Below are 13,943 nucleotides of genomic sequence, written 5' to 3'. Positions count from 1 at the left end.
CCCCGGGTCAGGTGTGGAACCTTCGCCCTAACATTGCGCTAAACGCAGGACTGGAAACATCGTTAAATATCCACTGTTTGAACGTACGTCTATCATTCTTGGCTTTTTAGGTGAGAAAATTTCTATCTACATAGCCGTGCATCGAGGGGTGAGCGACATGGCGGATTCTGGCGAGCCCGAGGGGGCGCTGGGCTTGGCGGACTTCCTCAGTGACTTGCGGGTGGAGTTGGACGAGGCGCAGCGTCGGGCTAAGGGGAAGTCGTTGCATTTGGGGTTGGAGGAGGTGACTCTGTCGTTGGACATCGGGGTCACGGTCACCACGACCGGGGAGGCCTCGGCCAAGGCTTCGGCGAAGTTCTGGGTGTTCGCCTCCGCCGAGGGCAGCGTCAAGGGCGTCCGAGCATCGGAACGGCTGACCACCCAGCACCTGACGTTGACTTTGAAGCCGTACATGGAAGAAATCATCCGTGATGAGAACGGCCAGGTGACCGTCGTGAAGCGCACTCTAAACGTCAGCGGCGAAGCCGTCGCAAACGAGGACTTGTCTGCTTTAAACGAGGCCTCAACCGCTAAGGGCGAGGACCAGTCCACGAAAAGTCCGCATGTGCCCCCGGGCGACGAGGGCCTGTCCGCTCTAGACGGGGCCTCGTCCGCTCAGGGCGAGGACCAATCCACCGAAAGCCCGAACGTGCCTCCAGGCGATGAGGACCTTCCGGACTTGAGATGAGCGCCCATCCAATTCGTGCCCAGGTCGCCGACGTCGTCGCCCAGGGCCCCACCGGAAAACCCTGGCGTGGGTCCGGATACCTAATCGCCGACGGGTGGGTGTTGACCGCCCAACACGTGGTGGCCGGGGCGACCAAGGTCGCAGTGTGGTTAGGTGCCCCGACCCGCCTGGACCCAGCCGGCCGACGCGACGTCGACCTTGAGCACGCTCGTGTAGATGAGGACACCGACCTGGCTCTGCTGCCGATCGCCAAAGGGATTGCAGGTCAAGTGGAGCCGGCGTTGTTCGGGCGTCTGGACCGTGACTCGGCAGCTCCCGTGCCGGCCGTCGCGGCCGGGTGCCCACGCTTCAAGCTACGAGCGGACGCCGTTTCGGGGAAGTCGACTGTTCGCGAGTTGCACGTGGCCCATGGCACGATCACTCCTGCGTCGAACGCGAGAACCGGCACTTATGAGCTGGCCGTCAATGCCCGGCCGCCCGAGGATCCGCAAGGGGAGCATTCTCCCTGGGAGAGCATGTCCGGGGCTGCAGTCTGGGCCGACCAGCGGATCATCGGCGTCGTGGCCCAGCACCACCCAGACGAGGGCACCGACGTCCTCACCGTGAAACCACTGGAGACGCTATTCACTTCTTCAACGGGATTGGTGGATCAGTGGTGTACGGCCCTGGGCCCCGTGCTACCCAAGCGGCCCGGTGATCTGTGGCTGGTCCGGCGGGCCACCGCGGGAGAAGCCGAGGTGCAGCAGGCCCGAGAGATCGCTGCACGCTACTCCCCCGAACAGTTGCTGGAGCGAGACGAGGAACTTGCCTCCCTTGATCTCTTGCTGACTTCCGATGCGCGGTGGTGCTGGATCCAGGGCGAGACCTTTGCGGGCAAGACAGCGCTCTTGGCCTGGGTGGCCACTCATCCCCCACCCGGAATTACCGTGGTGTCCTGCTTCTTGCGTAGCACGACGGGCGAGAACACCGCCAGTTATGCACTGAGCACACTCAATGAGCAACTGGCCGCGGTGGCGAACCGTGTCGACCACCAAGAAGCCCTGTACTTCTCGGAGCAGAAGATCCAGCTCCACACCCTGTTAGCCAATGCTGCACGCTCCTGTCAGGAACGTGGACGCCGGCTCGTGGTGATCATCGATGGTCTCGACGAGCACGAACCACACGGCAACTCCTTGAAGAAATGGCTGATCGACGAGACCGAATTGCCCCAGAACGCGATGCTGCTGGCCGCCAGCCGAACCGGTGTCGAAGTAGAACTGCCGGCCTACCACCCGCTCCGGGCGCATGTGCGGACCCTGATCGCGACGCAAGTGGCTGTGGAGCTGCGGGAACTGGCCGAAGAGGAACTGCACCAAGTACTGGCTGCTAAGAATCGCTTGGAGTATGCCATTGCAGGTTTGGTTGCGACCTCCGTTGGTGGCTTAGCGTCCAGCGAGCTCACCGAACTGCTCCACAGAGTGGACTCCTCGAAATTCGACATCGAGATCAGCAGCACCCTCGACACGTCCTTTCACCGCACCCTCATTTCCGCTCCCGCTCCGACGGGTCAACCGGTATACGTATTCGCGCATGCCGTACTGGAGCAGATTGCCAGGGAATGGCTGGCCAAGGACCTGCCGAAGTTTGAAGCCACGTTGCTCAGCTGGTGCGACGATTACCGAGACAGAAACTTTCCCGAGGACACCCCGGATTACGTACTGTCCCACTATCCCGAGCATCTCTACGCCGCAGCCCGGACGAACCAGCTTCCCATACAAGCTGCGGACGCTATAGCAGAAGCACTGTCCAGAATTTACTCCAACATGTCCTTCGTGGAACGCGTGGTCATCACCCTAGGGATTGACCACCTCATGAGGACGATGCGATCATTAGTGTCACGCGAGGAATTAACAAACGGGATCAATGATGCCCTCAATTCCTTGATGCGCCTTTTCTCCTTTGAGGCTCCTCACTTGCAGAGTCGCCATTTTCTAAATATTCCCGGTTATGCGGCGCAACAGCTGGCCCTACAGTCCCTCGCCATAGGACATCAGGACATGCTTCACCAAGCTCAACAGCACTTATTTCACCTACCCGGTAAACAATTTATTCCACAGTGGACTACGACTCGGGCCAACTCTGCGTTGATTTCTATTTTGTTTGGGCATTTGAACGAGACAATTGCGGTGGCGGTGACCCCTAATTGCGCTAAGGCCGTGACCGCCAGCAGGGACCACACCGCCCGCGTATGGGATTTGAACACAGGAGCACTGGTACATACATTAGAAGGCCATACCGATGCGGTAGAGGCGGTGGGAATAACCCCTGATGGCACCAGGGCCGTGACCGCCAGCAGGGACCATACCGCCCGCGTATGGGATTTGAACACAGGAAACTCGCTCCACCTTTTAGAAGGCCACACCGAACCTTTGAAGGCGGTGGCAGTGACCCCTGACAGCACCCGAGCCGTCACCGCCAGCTCAGACGGAACCGCCCGAATATGGGACCTCAGCACCGGAACACAGCTCCACCTCCTGGCAGGCCACACCGACGCAATTTCGGCAGTGGCAATAACCTCCGACGGAACTTGGGCCATGACTGCCAGTTGGGACAGGAGGGCCCGGGTATGGGATATGAATATCGGAGAGCAGCTCTACCGCATAAAGGGCCACTTCAAGAAGGTCGAGGCGGTGGCGGTGACCTCGGACGGCACGCGCGCTGTGACCGCCAGCTCGGACGGAACCGCCCGAGTATGGGACCTCAGCACCGGACACCCGCTCCATCGCTTAGAAGGCCACACTGATGCAGTCGTAGCAGTCGCCGTGACCCCCGACAGCACCCGAGCCGTCACCGCCAGCTCAGACGGAACCGCCCGGATCTGGGACCTGCACACCGGAGAGCAAGTGCATGTTCTGCGAGGCCACACCGAAGCGGTGCTGGCGGTGGTGATGACCCCGGACGGCACGCGCGCTGTGACCGCCAGCTCGGACGGAACCGCCCGAGTATGGGACCTCAGCACCGGACACCCGCTCCATCGCTTAGAAGGCCACACTGATGCAGTCGTAGCAGTCGCCGTGACCCCCGACAGCACCCGAGCCGTCACCGCCAGCTCAGACGGAACCGCCCGAATATGGGACCTAACCACGGACACGCTGGAGCAAATTATAACCACAGGAAGTAGCATCCGTGATTTGGCAGTTTGTCGTTACGCAGGAACCAGCACATTGACCATAGGAGACAGTCTGGGAAACTTGACACATTTTTCAAAATGATTTCACCGGCATTATCTAGTATTTCATCTTGCAAAAATATGCAATTATTTCCACTAAGCGGTGGGGTGTCGATAATTTTCACTTCCTTCGCGGTCCGTTCTTAAAGTGGTTGGGCGGTTAGTCTTTTTGAGGAATTCGTTGCTGGGCTTGGTTCACACGAAGGGGTGACAGCGGTCTTTCCAGCCGGTGATGAAGGCGCGAATCCGCTTGTTTAACTCGGGCAGTGAGTCGATATCAGTCCGGCGCAGAGCCTGGCGTTCAGCGACGAAGCTTAGGTGGGTGTGATGTGGAATCGGGACCGCGGGTAGTCGACCAGCCAGGCCCTCACCTGCTGTGATGGGAGTGCTGCATCGGTAGGTGCCACCAGAGTGACCTGCTCCCGCCTTCCCAGACACGGAGGGTGACGCAGGACGACGGGAAGGGTGTTCACGGGCGACGACCGGTCCTAGGGTGAAAAACGGACCAGGCGGATCCGGGAATGTTCGAGCGCAGCGCCGAAGAACACTCGAACCGAATCCCATCGCCGGCATTCAGTCCGCCACAGCCGTCGAGGAAAGGCCCCTGCCATGAGCGTCACCGATGACCTTCTGCACCACGCCGAGGCCTATGCCGCCGGCTTCACCAAGGGGGATCTGCCCATGCCCCCGGCCTTGCCGGTGGCGGTGGTGGCCTGCATGGACGCCCGGCTCAACCCCTACGGACTGCTCGGATTGAACGAAGGCGACGCCCACGTCATCCGCAACGCCGGTGGGGTGATCACCGACGACGAGATCCGATCCCTGGTGATCAGCCAACGGCTTCTGGGCACCCGGGAGATCATCCTGATCCACCACACCGACTGCGGCATGCTCACCTTCACCGACGACGCCTTCAAAGCCCAGATCGAGGCCGACACCGGGATACGCCCGCCGTGGTCACCGGAGTCCTTCGCCGATCCCGACGACGACGTCCGCCAGTCGATGGCACGGATCGCCGCCAACCCCTTCATCGCGCACCAGGACAGCGTGCGCGGATTCGTCTACGACGTCACCGACGGCTCGCTGCGCGAGATCCAGTGACCCACGACCAAGACTGACACCTGGTGCCGCAACAGACACAGCCCAGACGCCCAACAGCCTGCCTCGCCCCAACGCTCGTCCAGATGAAGAAGTATCGGCAATAGGTGGCGGACACCTTGCTCCACGCCAGGATTCTTCAGCAATGGCCGGCGTGGCTGCACTGCCCACCGGTGACCCACACCTCATCCTGACCGGATCAAGGACCCATGGACGCTCCTCGAAGCGTGCGAGAACCCCAGGTCTGGCTCAGCTGGGGAGAGTTGTCGGTAGTTCCCGGATCCGCCGGTAGAGGGTGGCCCTGGACATCCCGAGGTCTCGGGCGACCTGGGTAGCTGGCTCCCCACCGTCGATGAGCCGCAGGGCGTTGCGGATCTGGGAGTCGGTGAAGGTCTGGCGTCGCCCGCCGAGGTCCTTCCCGGCGGCTCGGCGTTTGGCCACCGAGTCGGTGATCCGCTCTCGTTTGATCTCCAGCTCCATCTGGGCGAGGGCGGCCATGACGGTGAAGACCATCGATCCCATCGGAGTGGCCGTGTCCACATCTCCCCCACCGAGGTTCAGCACCCGCAGCCCAGCACCTCTCCCGCGCAGCGCCTCGGCGAAAGCCAGCATGTTCTGCGTCGACCGTCCTAACCGGTCCAGGGTGGTGATGACCAAGGTGTCACCCTCCTCGAGTGCGGCCACCGCCTGGTCGAACTGCGGACGCGACGCACGGCCTCCAGACACTCCACTGTCCACGTAGAGGTCATCGCGCCGCAGACCTGCAGCCAAGAGGTCAGCCACTTGACGGTCAGCGTCCTGCTGCCGTGTCGACACGCGTGCGTACCCGATCAGCTTCCCCACATCCACCCCTACCTGTCTCGCAACTGACGTTGAGTATCCAATTCTAAGGGCATGGATAAAGCACAAGGATGCGAGACATCCGAATCCGCGGAAACATGCGGGCGCAAATTTTCCGGACGAGACGTCTCGCATCCCTTGCCTTCCAAGACAGCCCCACCCGAGCATCCCGATTGGCTGAGCTGTGCGTGCGATGATTGCGATGCATACCGTGATAGCTGCACAACACCAGGGGGAGCAATCATGCCGTTCGAGGTCTTCGACAAGAGGATGACTCCACTGGCCAAGGCACCCAGTGTCACGATTCAGAAGCGGGGCGTGATCTCGCTGAACAAGGCCGCCCATGACCTCATGAGCAACGCGGAAACGATAGAACTACTCTTTGACCGCGACCGTCAGGTCATGGCCCTGCGCGTTGCTGATGACTCTTCCCCGCACGCCTATGCGGTCCGCAACGGCTCCAAGCGCGGACCCGGTCAGGCCATTGTCTCGGCCACCGCGTTCACTCAGCACTACGGGACCGACACCACTGCTACTAGGCGATGGAAACCGTTCGTGGAGGACGGCATGCTCTGCGTGGACCTCACCGAGGCGGGCACTGTCATCACTGGCAACCGCACTAAGCCCACGACACTCACCGAGTCGGCAGAACCGGCGGAGGAGATCGACGCCGTCGATTTCCAGGAAAACCCGGCCGGCGATGACACCACCAACCATTCCTGACCACCCATACGCCAGCACAGCCCTGTCCTACGATCCGCTCACCCGGAAGGAATCCTCACCCATGGCCCAAAAAGTCGAAGTACACCTCGAGGACGACCTCGACGGCGGCCCCGCGGACAACACTGTCTCCCTTGCCCTGGACGGCAAGGACTACGAGATCGACCTCTCCGACGCCAACGCCGAGAGGCTGCGAGAGGCGTTGCAGCCGTTCGTGGCCGCCGTCCGCAAGGCCCCCGTCGGCACTAACGGGCGGCGCAAGCGCACCACCGGCGCTGGCTCCTCCAGCTCTGCGGGCGAGACCGCCGGGATCAGGGCGTGGGCCAAGGAGAACGGCCACCAGGTCTCCGATCGCGGCCGTATCCACCAGTCCGTGAAGGACACCTACTACGCCGCCCACTAATCTCGTCTGACCAGGGACACCTAGCAGGCGACCAGAGGCCCTCACTAGAAGAACAGCTTCTGGCAAGCACTGTCTCGACTCCGACGACAGCTCGGTGGCCCTAAATTGGGATGTTAAGGGCCACCGACGCTTTCCTAGACGCCAGAATCCCCGGATTGGGGCCGCCCTATCCCTAGACTGCAGTGAGATTGCACAGCACCTATGGAGAAAGGCATCATTTTGAGTTCTTGGCGCGAAGCGGTAATCAACACATTGGAAGAACACGCACCCGAAGCGATGGGAAGTCGCGCCATCGCCGACTACGCCATAGAACATGGTTACGTTGAGTCACAGGGGAAGACGCCCTGGCAGACGGTGAATCGTGTGATGCGCGAAGTAATTTATGAAGACCCGGATGCGTCACCGATCGTGCAGGTCACCAGTGGTCGTTACAAGATCCGGACGTCGCCCGAGGAGCAGCAGTACGACCCGGCGAAGGGGTGGGGTGCGGGAACCTCCACAGACAATGGTTCATCAAGAGACGATGCGGCAGCCGAAATTGCGCGTATCGCTGAAGTCGTTGTGGGTGAAAAGCTTGATGGCTTTTTGCAGAATGCGGATTCTAGTAAACCGAACCTCGCTTGGGCTTCTTACAAGGTCAATAATCTCGCCGGAGTTAGAGTCAAGGCAAGTTTCGGTCAAGGAACCCCTGCTGACTGCGCGCACATGACATTTACTCTTGGTGACCAAGAGGTGCAGAATGGCATTTATATCGTACTGCTTTACTATCGGGCGGATAAGCGGCTAGTGCTTTCCTATGGCCTCAGTGAGACAAATGAACCTTCTGTTTCTTGGCCCGCTGAAATTACCGAGAAGTACCGCACTATCCGCAGCACGCTTGGCTATAGGAGGTATGGGTTCTCCTACCTCGTCGAGGTCTACGACAACGCTCGAGAGAAGCTTTTCGGGGCTGGCCCCGCCTCGCGTACTTCACTCCAGGATCAGTTGGCCGAATGCCTCCTCACCTACTGGGAGCTCATGGAGAACGTCGAGGACCAAGCCCCGCCGGTCACAGGCCAGGTTGACCCGGTCGAGGTCCAAGACGCAGCGGCCCGGACACGGCAGGCACTAAAGGCATCTAAGAACATCATCACCGTGGGTGTCGCCGGCGTGGGCAAGACCCATATGGTCAGTCAGTTGAACGACCGCTATGAAGGTCGCATCAGAACGACGGTGTTCCACCCCTCGACGTCCTATGAAGAGTTCGTTAGGGGGCTGCGTCCGTCCGGAGACACCTTCGAACCTCGAGATGGCCTCTTCATCGACATGTGCAACCAGGCCATCAAAGATCCCAACCACGATTACCTGCTCGTCATTGATGAGATCAACCGGGCCAACACAGCCGCTGTGCTCGGTGACCTCCTCATGGTCCTGGAAAGCTCCAAGCGTCTGCCCGTCCGCAGGCTCCATGCATTGGGGCACACGTGGGAGGCATCCACACTGACCGAGGTTGAGATCAGTGAGCTGAACGACCAGCTGGCCTCGGATCCGGAACTTGCCGGAGTCGATTACGTCTACTCAGCCCAACTCCAGACCCCATCCAAGGACCACCGTGATTTTCTCGTGGTCCCGGACAACCTGCACATCCTCGGGACCATGAACAGCACCGACCGATCCGTGGGCCGAATCGACCTCGCCCTCCGCCGTCGCTTCCAGTGGAACACCATCAACCCGATGGATCCCGAAGAACTCATCGGCGAACTCTCCACTGCAGGCCTGCATTCCAAAAAGCACGGCACACCGGTCAGCCTCATCCGGTGGTGGGCAAATCTCAACCAGAATCTCGAGGAGCAGGTGGGGCCGGACGCGCTGATTGGCCACTCCTACTTTTTCACCAAAGCCGAACCGATCGAAATTTGCACCGCTATTCTCGAGCAACTCAGCGAGATCGCTCAAACGTTCATGATCACGGAGGAAGATCTGGAACACATTCAGGCCATCGACCGGCCGGCGCGCTGGGACAGCGAGGGACTTGGTGGAGTCATGGGCGTGCGATACGTCGGCCGCGGCATTGGTCGACGCCCTCAGGTCTTCGTTGAGGAAGGGAAAAGCGCTAGCTTCGAACGCACAATGACCCCGTCGGCGGTCCAGGGTTGAGCCCGTGCGCTACTTCAAGGTGAGCAGTACAGGGAATGGCATCGGCGTAGCCGTCATCCGAACGGCCGCGGGCAAAGAGTTAATCCTGCGCGTCCACCCCAAGCCCTGGCGGCCACCAGATGCTTCCCCGCCCGCCGTAGTACGAGTCATGCCTACAGATGACCGGACTGTTGTCACTGTCTACGAGCTCGACACCGTCGAGGTGCCCGATCACATCGCCGATACCCTCACCGCCCACCAAGAGATCACCTTGGGGGAGGCCGAGGGACCTGCCAACGATAGGGACGAAGGGACGTCACCGCTGCTCACGGAAGTGACCCCTCCCCGGTCACCTGGTGCGCCCCCACGAATCCCTGACCAGGATGGCCCGGAGACAGACCTCCAGGACCAAGCCATGTGGAAGCTGGTCGGGGCTATGGACCAGCTCACCCTGCAAGACTCCACAGATCTCCCCGCCGTGCTGGCATCAGCTATCGCCACGCGGCAACCGGGACTGCGACAGGTGTTCTTGGAGGAGTTCACCAAACTGGCAGAAAAATCCATCCGGTACCAACAGCCCGAATTTCGCCGCAACGCCGGCCCGCTCATGGCCGTGCGCGGCAGGATCCTGGTGAACGATCTAGTGGAGCGCAAGGCTCGCAGACAGCAGGCCATCAGTTGTGAGTACACCGAACTGACCACCGACACCCTCTTGTGGCAAACCATCCGGGCAGCCCTGCGGCAGTGCCTCACCGAACTCCCTGACACCACGTCGCGCAGCCGCACCGCCCGAGAACGCGCTCTGAGGGCAGATGCTCACCTGTCTACAGTCACGGCCACCTCTCCCTATGGGGTGCTCCAAGAAGCTCCCCTGACCCACGAGCAGCTCCCTTCCGGGGTTCCTCAGCGGGCCTACCGAGCCGCTCGAGCTCTACTCACTCAAGCCACTGGATTCGGCACTACCTCCGGACACAACGGGGCGGCACTGAGCATCAAGATCACCACCTCCCACCTGTGGGAAGAAATTCTTCGACGTCGTTTCCAGTCCGCCGGATACAGCGTCGAGACCGCCGCCCCGCAACTGCGAATTTTCCAAGACACGCCCATGCCTAAGCGCCCAGACATCGAGCTCCGCGATCCCACAGGCGCCCTCGTCGTCATTGACGCTAAATATAAAACCCTCCGGGCTCTCGAGCCCGGGAAAATGTCCATGTCCGACCAGTACCAGATGTACGCCTACGCCACCCAACGAGAAGCCCCCACACTATTCATCCACGTTGGCGACCCCGGATGCACCTGGACCCGTACATCCGCCCCCACTGCATCGGGAAGGTGGTACCCCACCGGCGTGGCCTCACTGCCTTTTCCCTCTCCTCAAGAAGCCCTCGCCCTGGAGGAATTTCAGGTTGCATCGACTACAAGTCAGGCAATCTCAGCACTCCACATAGGGCAGCAGCTGACCGTCGGTGGCCACCGATGACCTAAGCCCGCTGCTCTTTGGGTGCCGCGTTCTAGGGCTCGGTCAGCGCTAGGGCTCCGATTACTGGCTCATTCGTGGCACCGCCGTGTGGCCTCCAGGTACGGTTCGCCGCGAAGACGACCTTAGGGGCGCGGGGCTGCTGCTACCCCACCACCGGCAGCGTGCCGATCCGCGAGCCGCCCCTCCCCTGCCAGAAGGTGTACTCGGCGCACGAACTCGTAGCGGTCGGCGGAGGTCTTCGCGGGCCGAGCAGAGGGTGTGACCATGGTGCGCTCCAGGGTGGGCCGCAAGGGGTGCGGGGAGCCTGCGATGGCATCGTTGCGGGCTAGCAGGCGTTCCACCTCATCTCCAGTCGGTGGGCGGGCGCTCTTGGCAAGGTTGCCCGCCGAGCAGGACGCGACGAGGTTCCACACACCGTTGAGATCTGGGCCGGCCCTGGAGGTGCGGGGCATGTTGGAGAAGGCATACACGTGATCCACATGCACCGCCCCCCGGCACGGTGCTGAGCGGCTCATGGCAGCAGAAGCACCGGCCGTGCTGGAAACCCGTCAGCGCCGGCCGGACCTTGGCGAGAGAGATGCGACGACCAAAGGGGACGAATTGTTGACCGTCCTCACTCAGCGTCATCCCTGAACCCGGGATTGCCGCACCGATAGGTGACAGTTTGACCTGGCCTACGGTTTGATTTCCACTCGTCGTCGCTAGCTGAAGGCCTTCATGGAAGGCTCGTCGCTATGCCCCGCCCTTACCCTCCTGTGTGCCGCGCCGAAGGCAAGGTCTAAATGAGAGTTCAGTCGTATGGACCCAGAAACCGTTCGCCGTTGAAGTGAACCATGTGGGATGGCGCGTCGGCGCACCAGACCTCGGTCTCCCAGGCAATGTCGGCGAGGTACTTCCGCATGGTTTTCCGGTCGGGGAAACAGGAGATGTACACCAGACCGGCGGTGCTGCCCGCGAACAATTGGGCCAGCTCGTGGTATCGCTTGGCGTCGACGGGACCGTGGGATGATGCTGCCTCCATGAGGACCAGCCAGTTCTTGTCCCGCATGTACACCACGAGATCGGGCATTTTGCCGTGCGAGTCCACGTCGACGCCCAGGTCACGCAGGCACTCCTTGTTGAAGTAGGCCCACTTGGCATCGGCGTCCCCGATGTAGATCGGTTCCCCACCGGGGGTGTAGCGGGAGCAGAGCTCGTCAAGCATTTGCTTGATCAGCACGTTCTGACCACCGGGGCTGAGGGCCAGCGCCTCACCATCGGGGAGAGTAATCGGGATGCGATGCATTTCCCGAGCTGCGGCGTAGGTCTCGATCTGTCCTGGCCGCTCCACCAGGTACTCCCTGATCATGCCTTCGAACTGCGGGGTTCCGTAGGTCTTGATGACCGCCAGTGCCGCCGGGTGAACGGCGTAGTTCCACTTGGGGCTGTTCACCGGGCGGTCCGGCTGGTCCCGGTTCTGCTCGACCAGCAGCTCGTCGGCGAACTGATGGAGAGTAAAGCGGCGGAATGTCTCTCGGCTGTTTGGCGCGTAGTTCACGTCATATTCGTCACGGATGAAGTCCATCAGTGCGCGTGTTCCGTAGGTCTCGTTCGTCGCCTCGCTCCATACCCCATCTGGCCCAACGGCCGTCAAAGCGAGCAGTGTGAGAGCCGACCGATCGTTACTCCGCTCATGGTCAAATCCGAGGGCACGCAGGATCTTCTGGGCCTCTTCAATCTTGGTCATGCTTCCTCCGTCACTATCTGGTCGATCGCATTCTGACCCGGTAGCGCGGGTTTGCGGTTGTTACCCCAACTTCTCAGCGTGTCTTCGTCCGGGATCGGCAGCGTCCGCAGGTCGCCGGCGTTCACCTGGGTGTGGCCGGAGAAGGTGCGGAACAGTCGGTCCAGCGGCCCGCTGTTCAACCATAGGGACAGGCCGACGGCGACGGCGGGGTCGGTGATGGGGCCGATCACGTTGGTCTTGTTCTCGAAGGCGACTGGTCCCTCGGCGTCCCAAATGGCAGCGACGACCCGGCGCGGTTCCTCCTTGGCGGAGAACCGCTTGACGACCACATAGCGTCCCGGAGCGTGAATTTGCTTGCGGGCGAAGTCGTCCCGAGCGTCGAAGTGCTGAGGCTTTTGCCGCTTCATGATCCGCGGCCAAGTAATGACCCCCCCGTCGAAGTTACCCGGGTATACCAGGGGAACGGTCTCCTCCCCGGGGTCGTTCAGGCAGTAGGATCGCGCGCGGAAATCCACGACTCGGCCCGTTGCCACGGTCAGGCCGAGGTCGGCAAGCGTCTTGTCCGCCGGCACATCCTCGCCGTGCTCATCGGGAATCCGGATGAACTGGTGTGGGTCGGTGGGCAGGACCACCTTGTCGTAGTCGGCCGTGTAGTGGTGCGGGACGGGGTCGTTAGCTCGGGACACACTGATCTCGATAGGCCCCAGCTTTCCGCCTGACTCAAAGGTCACGATCACCGACTCCTGGAGCACCCCGGAGTCACCGAAGACGGTATTGCGCGACTCGAAGGTGTGGATGCGACGGATCACGGAGCGTGCGAGTAGGAACTCACGGAATTGTTCGAAGTACGTTCCATTCATAAATGAGCGGGGAACGATCGCCACCAGCTGCCCGCTGGCCCGCAGCTGGCTCAGTCCTAAGGCCATGAACGCCGCGTAGAGGTTCGGCGCCTCGACCCCGAGCGGTCGCAAGGCCAAACGCTCGGGTGCATTAGCTGCCAGCTTGGCATAGGGCGGGTTCATGATGACGAGGTCAAACGGGTCCTCCAACGCCCCAAGTTCCGCAGTAAGACCTACCCCGTCGAGAAGGTAGTCCGCCTCAATGGCCGAGGTGTTCACCTGCCCCAAAGACTCAATTTCCTGCAGGGTCTCTTCCAGTGCCGGGACCAGCCTCCCGTCCCGCTCCACCGCCACCAGGTCCACGGTCGTGGAGGGAACCTGGTGGCGGATTTTGTTGACCAGCGCCGCTGACAGACTGCCGGTACCGGCCCCGGGATCCAAAACACGGATGCGGTCCACCTTGGGCAAGTCGAGCATCGAGGCCACCAGGGAGGCAGCCTCCCTCGGGGTGAACACCTGCCCCGCTTCCGGGGCAAAGTTGCCGGCCATGGAGATCCGGCGCTGGTCTACAAGGGTGAGATCAAGGGACACTCAGCCAGTCTACGAACGCGCAACGACACTAGACCACAAGCTCGACCGGCATGGGCGCCTGACAACCCAGCCCGCTGCCAACTCAGACATCGCATGTCACGGCCATGAAGGCCAGCTAGGTGGTACTACTTAGACACCCAAGCCATAAGACAAAAGTAGCCGGAGCTGGAGCATGGGGCCATTGGTATGCATCCAG

General features: G+C 61.3%; 10 protein-coding genes. 7 read left to right on the top strand and 3 right to left on the bottom strand.

All coding sequences use genetic code 11. The features are described from left to right. Window positions 1-157: 157 nt before the first annotated feature. The 3 genes from ACH9D3_RS16810 (at window position 158) to ACH9D3_RS16800 (ending at window position 5,036) form a co-directional block, all read left to right on the top strand. Window positions 158-727: a trypco2 family protein gene (locus ACH9D3_RS16810; protein WP_396411831.1), complete on the top strand. Its 570-nt coding sequence runs from the start codon at window positions 158-160 to the stop codon at window positions 725-727. Beyond that, window positions 724-3,978, top strand: coding sequence for a trypsin-like serine protease (locus ACH9D3_RS16805; protein WP_396411803.1), 3,255 nt, complete (start codon window positions 724-726; stop codon window positions 3,976-3,978). Before ACH9D3_RS16810 ends, ACH9D3_RS16805 begins: the two co-directional genes overlap by 4 nt. Before the next feature lie 566 nt (window positions 3,979-4,544). After that, window positions 4,545-5,036: a carbonic anhydrase gene (locus ACH9D3_RS16800; RefSeq protein WP_396411802.1), complete on the top strand. Its 492-nt coding sequence runs from the start codon at window positions 4,545-4,547 to the stop codon at window positions 5,034-5,036. A gap of 246 nt (window positions 5,037-5,282) precedes the next feature. On the opposite strand, the gene ACH9D3_RS16795 is transcribed toward ACH9D3_RS16800, so the two are convergent. Next, window positions 5,283-5,876, bottom strand: a complete 594-nt coding sequence (locus tag ACH9D3_RS16795; protein WP_396411801.1) for a recombinase family protein — start codon at window positions 5,874-5,876, stop codon at window positions 5,283-5,285. Between the two features lie 240 nt (window positions 5,877-6,116). Here ACH9D3_RS16795 and ACH9D3_RS16790 point away from each other — a divergent pair, with 240 nt between their 5' ends. The 4 genes from ACH9D3_RS16790 to ACH9D3_RS16775 all read left to right on the top strand — a co-directional run bounded on the left by ACH9D3_RS16790 (window position 6,117) and on the right by ACH9D3_RS16775 (window position 10,591). Further along, the gene (locus tag ACH9D3_RS16790) at window positions 6,117-6,596 is read left to right on the top strand and encodes a hypothetical protein (protein ID WP_396411800.1); all 480 of its coding nucleotides are present in this window, start codon (window positions 6,117-6,119) and stop codon (window positions 6,594-6,596) included. Window positions 6,597-6,657: 61 nt separating this feature from the next. Next, window positions 6,658-6,996 (top strand): Lsr2 dimerization domain-containing protein, encoded by a 339-nt coding sequence (locus tag ACH9D3_RS16785; RefSeq protein WP_396411799.1) that lies wholly within the window; start codon window positions 6,658-6,660, stop codon window positions 6,994-6,996. 201 nt (window positions 6,997-7,197) lie between these two features. Then, the gene (locus ACH9D3_RS16780) at window positions 7,198-9,132 is read left to right on the top strand and encodes an McrB family protein (RefSeq protein WP_396411798.1); all 1,935 of its coding nucleotides are present in this window, start codon (window positions 7,198-7,200) and stop codon (window positions 9,130-9,132) included. Window positions 9,133-9,136: 4 nt separating this feature from the next. Next, a complete protein-coding gene (locus tag ACH9D3_RS16775) occupies window positions 9,137-10,591 on the top strand; it encodes a 5-methylcytosine restriction system specificity protein McrC (protein WP_396411797.1) in 1,455 nt (484 codons plus the stop codon). Window positions 10,592-11,381: 790 nt separating this feature from the next. On the opposite strand, the gene ACH9D3_RS16770 is transcribed toward ACH9D3_RS16775, so the two are convergent. Further along, complete coding sequence (locus tag ACH9D3_RS16770; protein ID WP_396411796.1) at window positions 11,382-12,317, bottom strand: BsuBI/PstI family type II restriction endonuclease; 936 nt, start codon at window positions 12,315-12,317, stop codon at window positions 11,382-11,384. Continuing rightward, window positions 12,314-13,747, bottom strand: coding sequence for an Eco57I restriction-modification methylase domain-containing protein (locus ACH9D3_RS16765; RefSeq protein WP_396411795.1), 1,434 nt, complete (start codon window positions 13,745-13,747; stop codon window positions 12,314-12,316). Before ACH9D3_RS16765 ends, ACH9D3_RS16770 begins: the two co-directional genes overlap by 4 nt. Window positions 13,748-13,943: the final 196 nt, after the last annotated feature.

This window comes from Kocuria kalidii, from assembly GCF_044462225.1.
GTDB lineage: Bacteria > Actinomycetota > Actinomycetes > Actinomycetales > Micrococcaceae > Kocuria > Kocuria kalidii.
This window is presented reverse-complemented; position numbering and strand designations above follow the sequence as displayed.

Bases quoted from the DNA above. Each gene is read 5' to 3' on its own strand.
- ACH9D3_RS16810 (WP_396411831.1), top strand. From the start codon at position 158: ATGGCGGATTCTGGCGAGCCCGAGGGGGCGCTGGGCTTGGCGGACTTC.
- ACH9D3_RS16805 (WP_396411803.1), top strand. From the start codon at position 724: ATGAGCGCCCATCCAATTCGTGCCCAGGTCGCCGACGTCGTCGCCCAG.
- ACH9D3_RS16800 (WP_396411802.1), top strand. From the start codon at position 4,545: ATGAGCGTCACCGATGACCTTCTGCACCACGCCGAGGCCTATGCCGCC.
- ACH9D3_RS16790 (WP_396411800.1), top strand. From the start codon at position 6,117: ATGCCGTTCGAGGTCTTCGACAAGAGGATGACTCCACTGGCCAAGGCA.
- ACH9D3_RS16785 (WP_396411799.1), top strand. From the start codon at position 6,658: ATGGCCCAAAAAGTCGAAGTACACCTCGAGGACGACCTCGACGGCGGC.
- ACH9D3_RS16780 (WP_396411798.1), top strand. From the start codon at position 7,198: ATGGAGAAAGGCATCATTTTGAGTTCTTGGCGCGAAGCGGTAATCAAC.
- ACH9D3_RS16770 (WP_396411796.1), bottom strand. From the start codon at position 12,317: ATGACCAAGATTGAAGAGGCCCAGAAGATCCTGCGTGCCCTCGGATTT.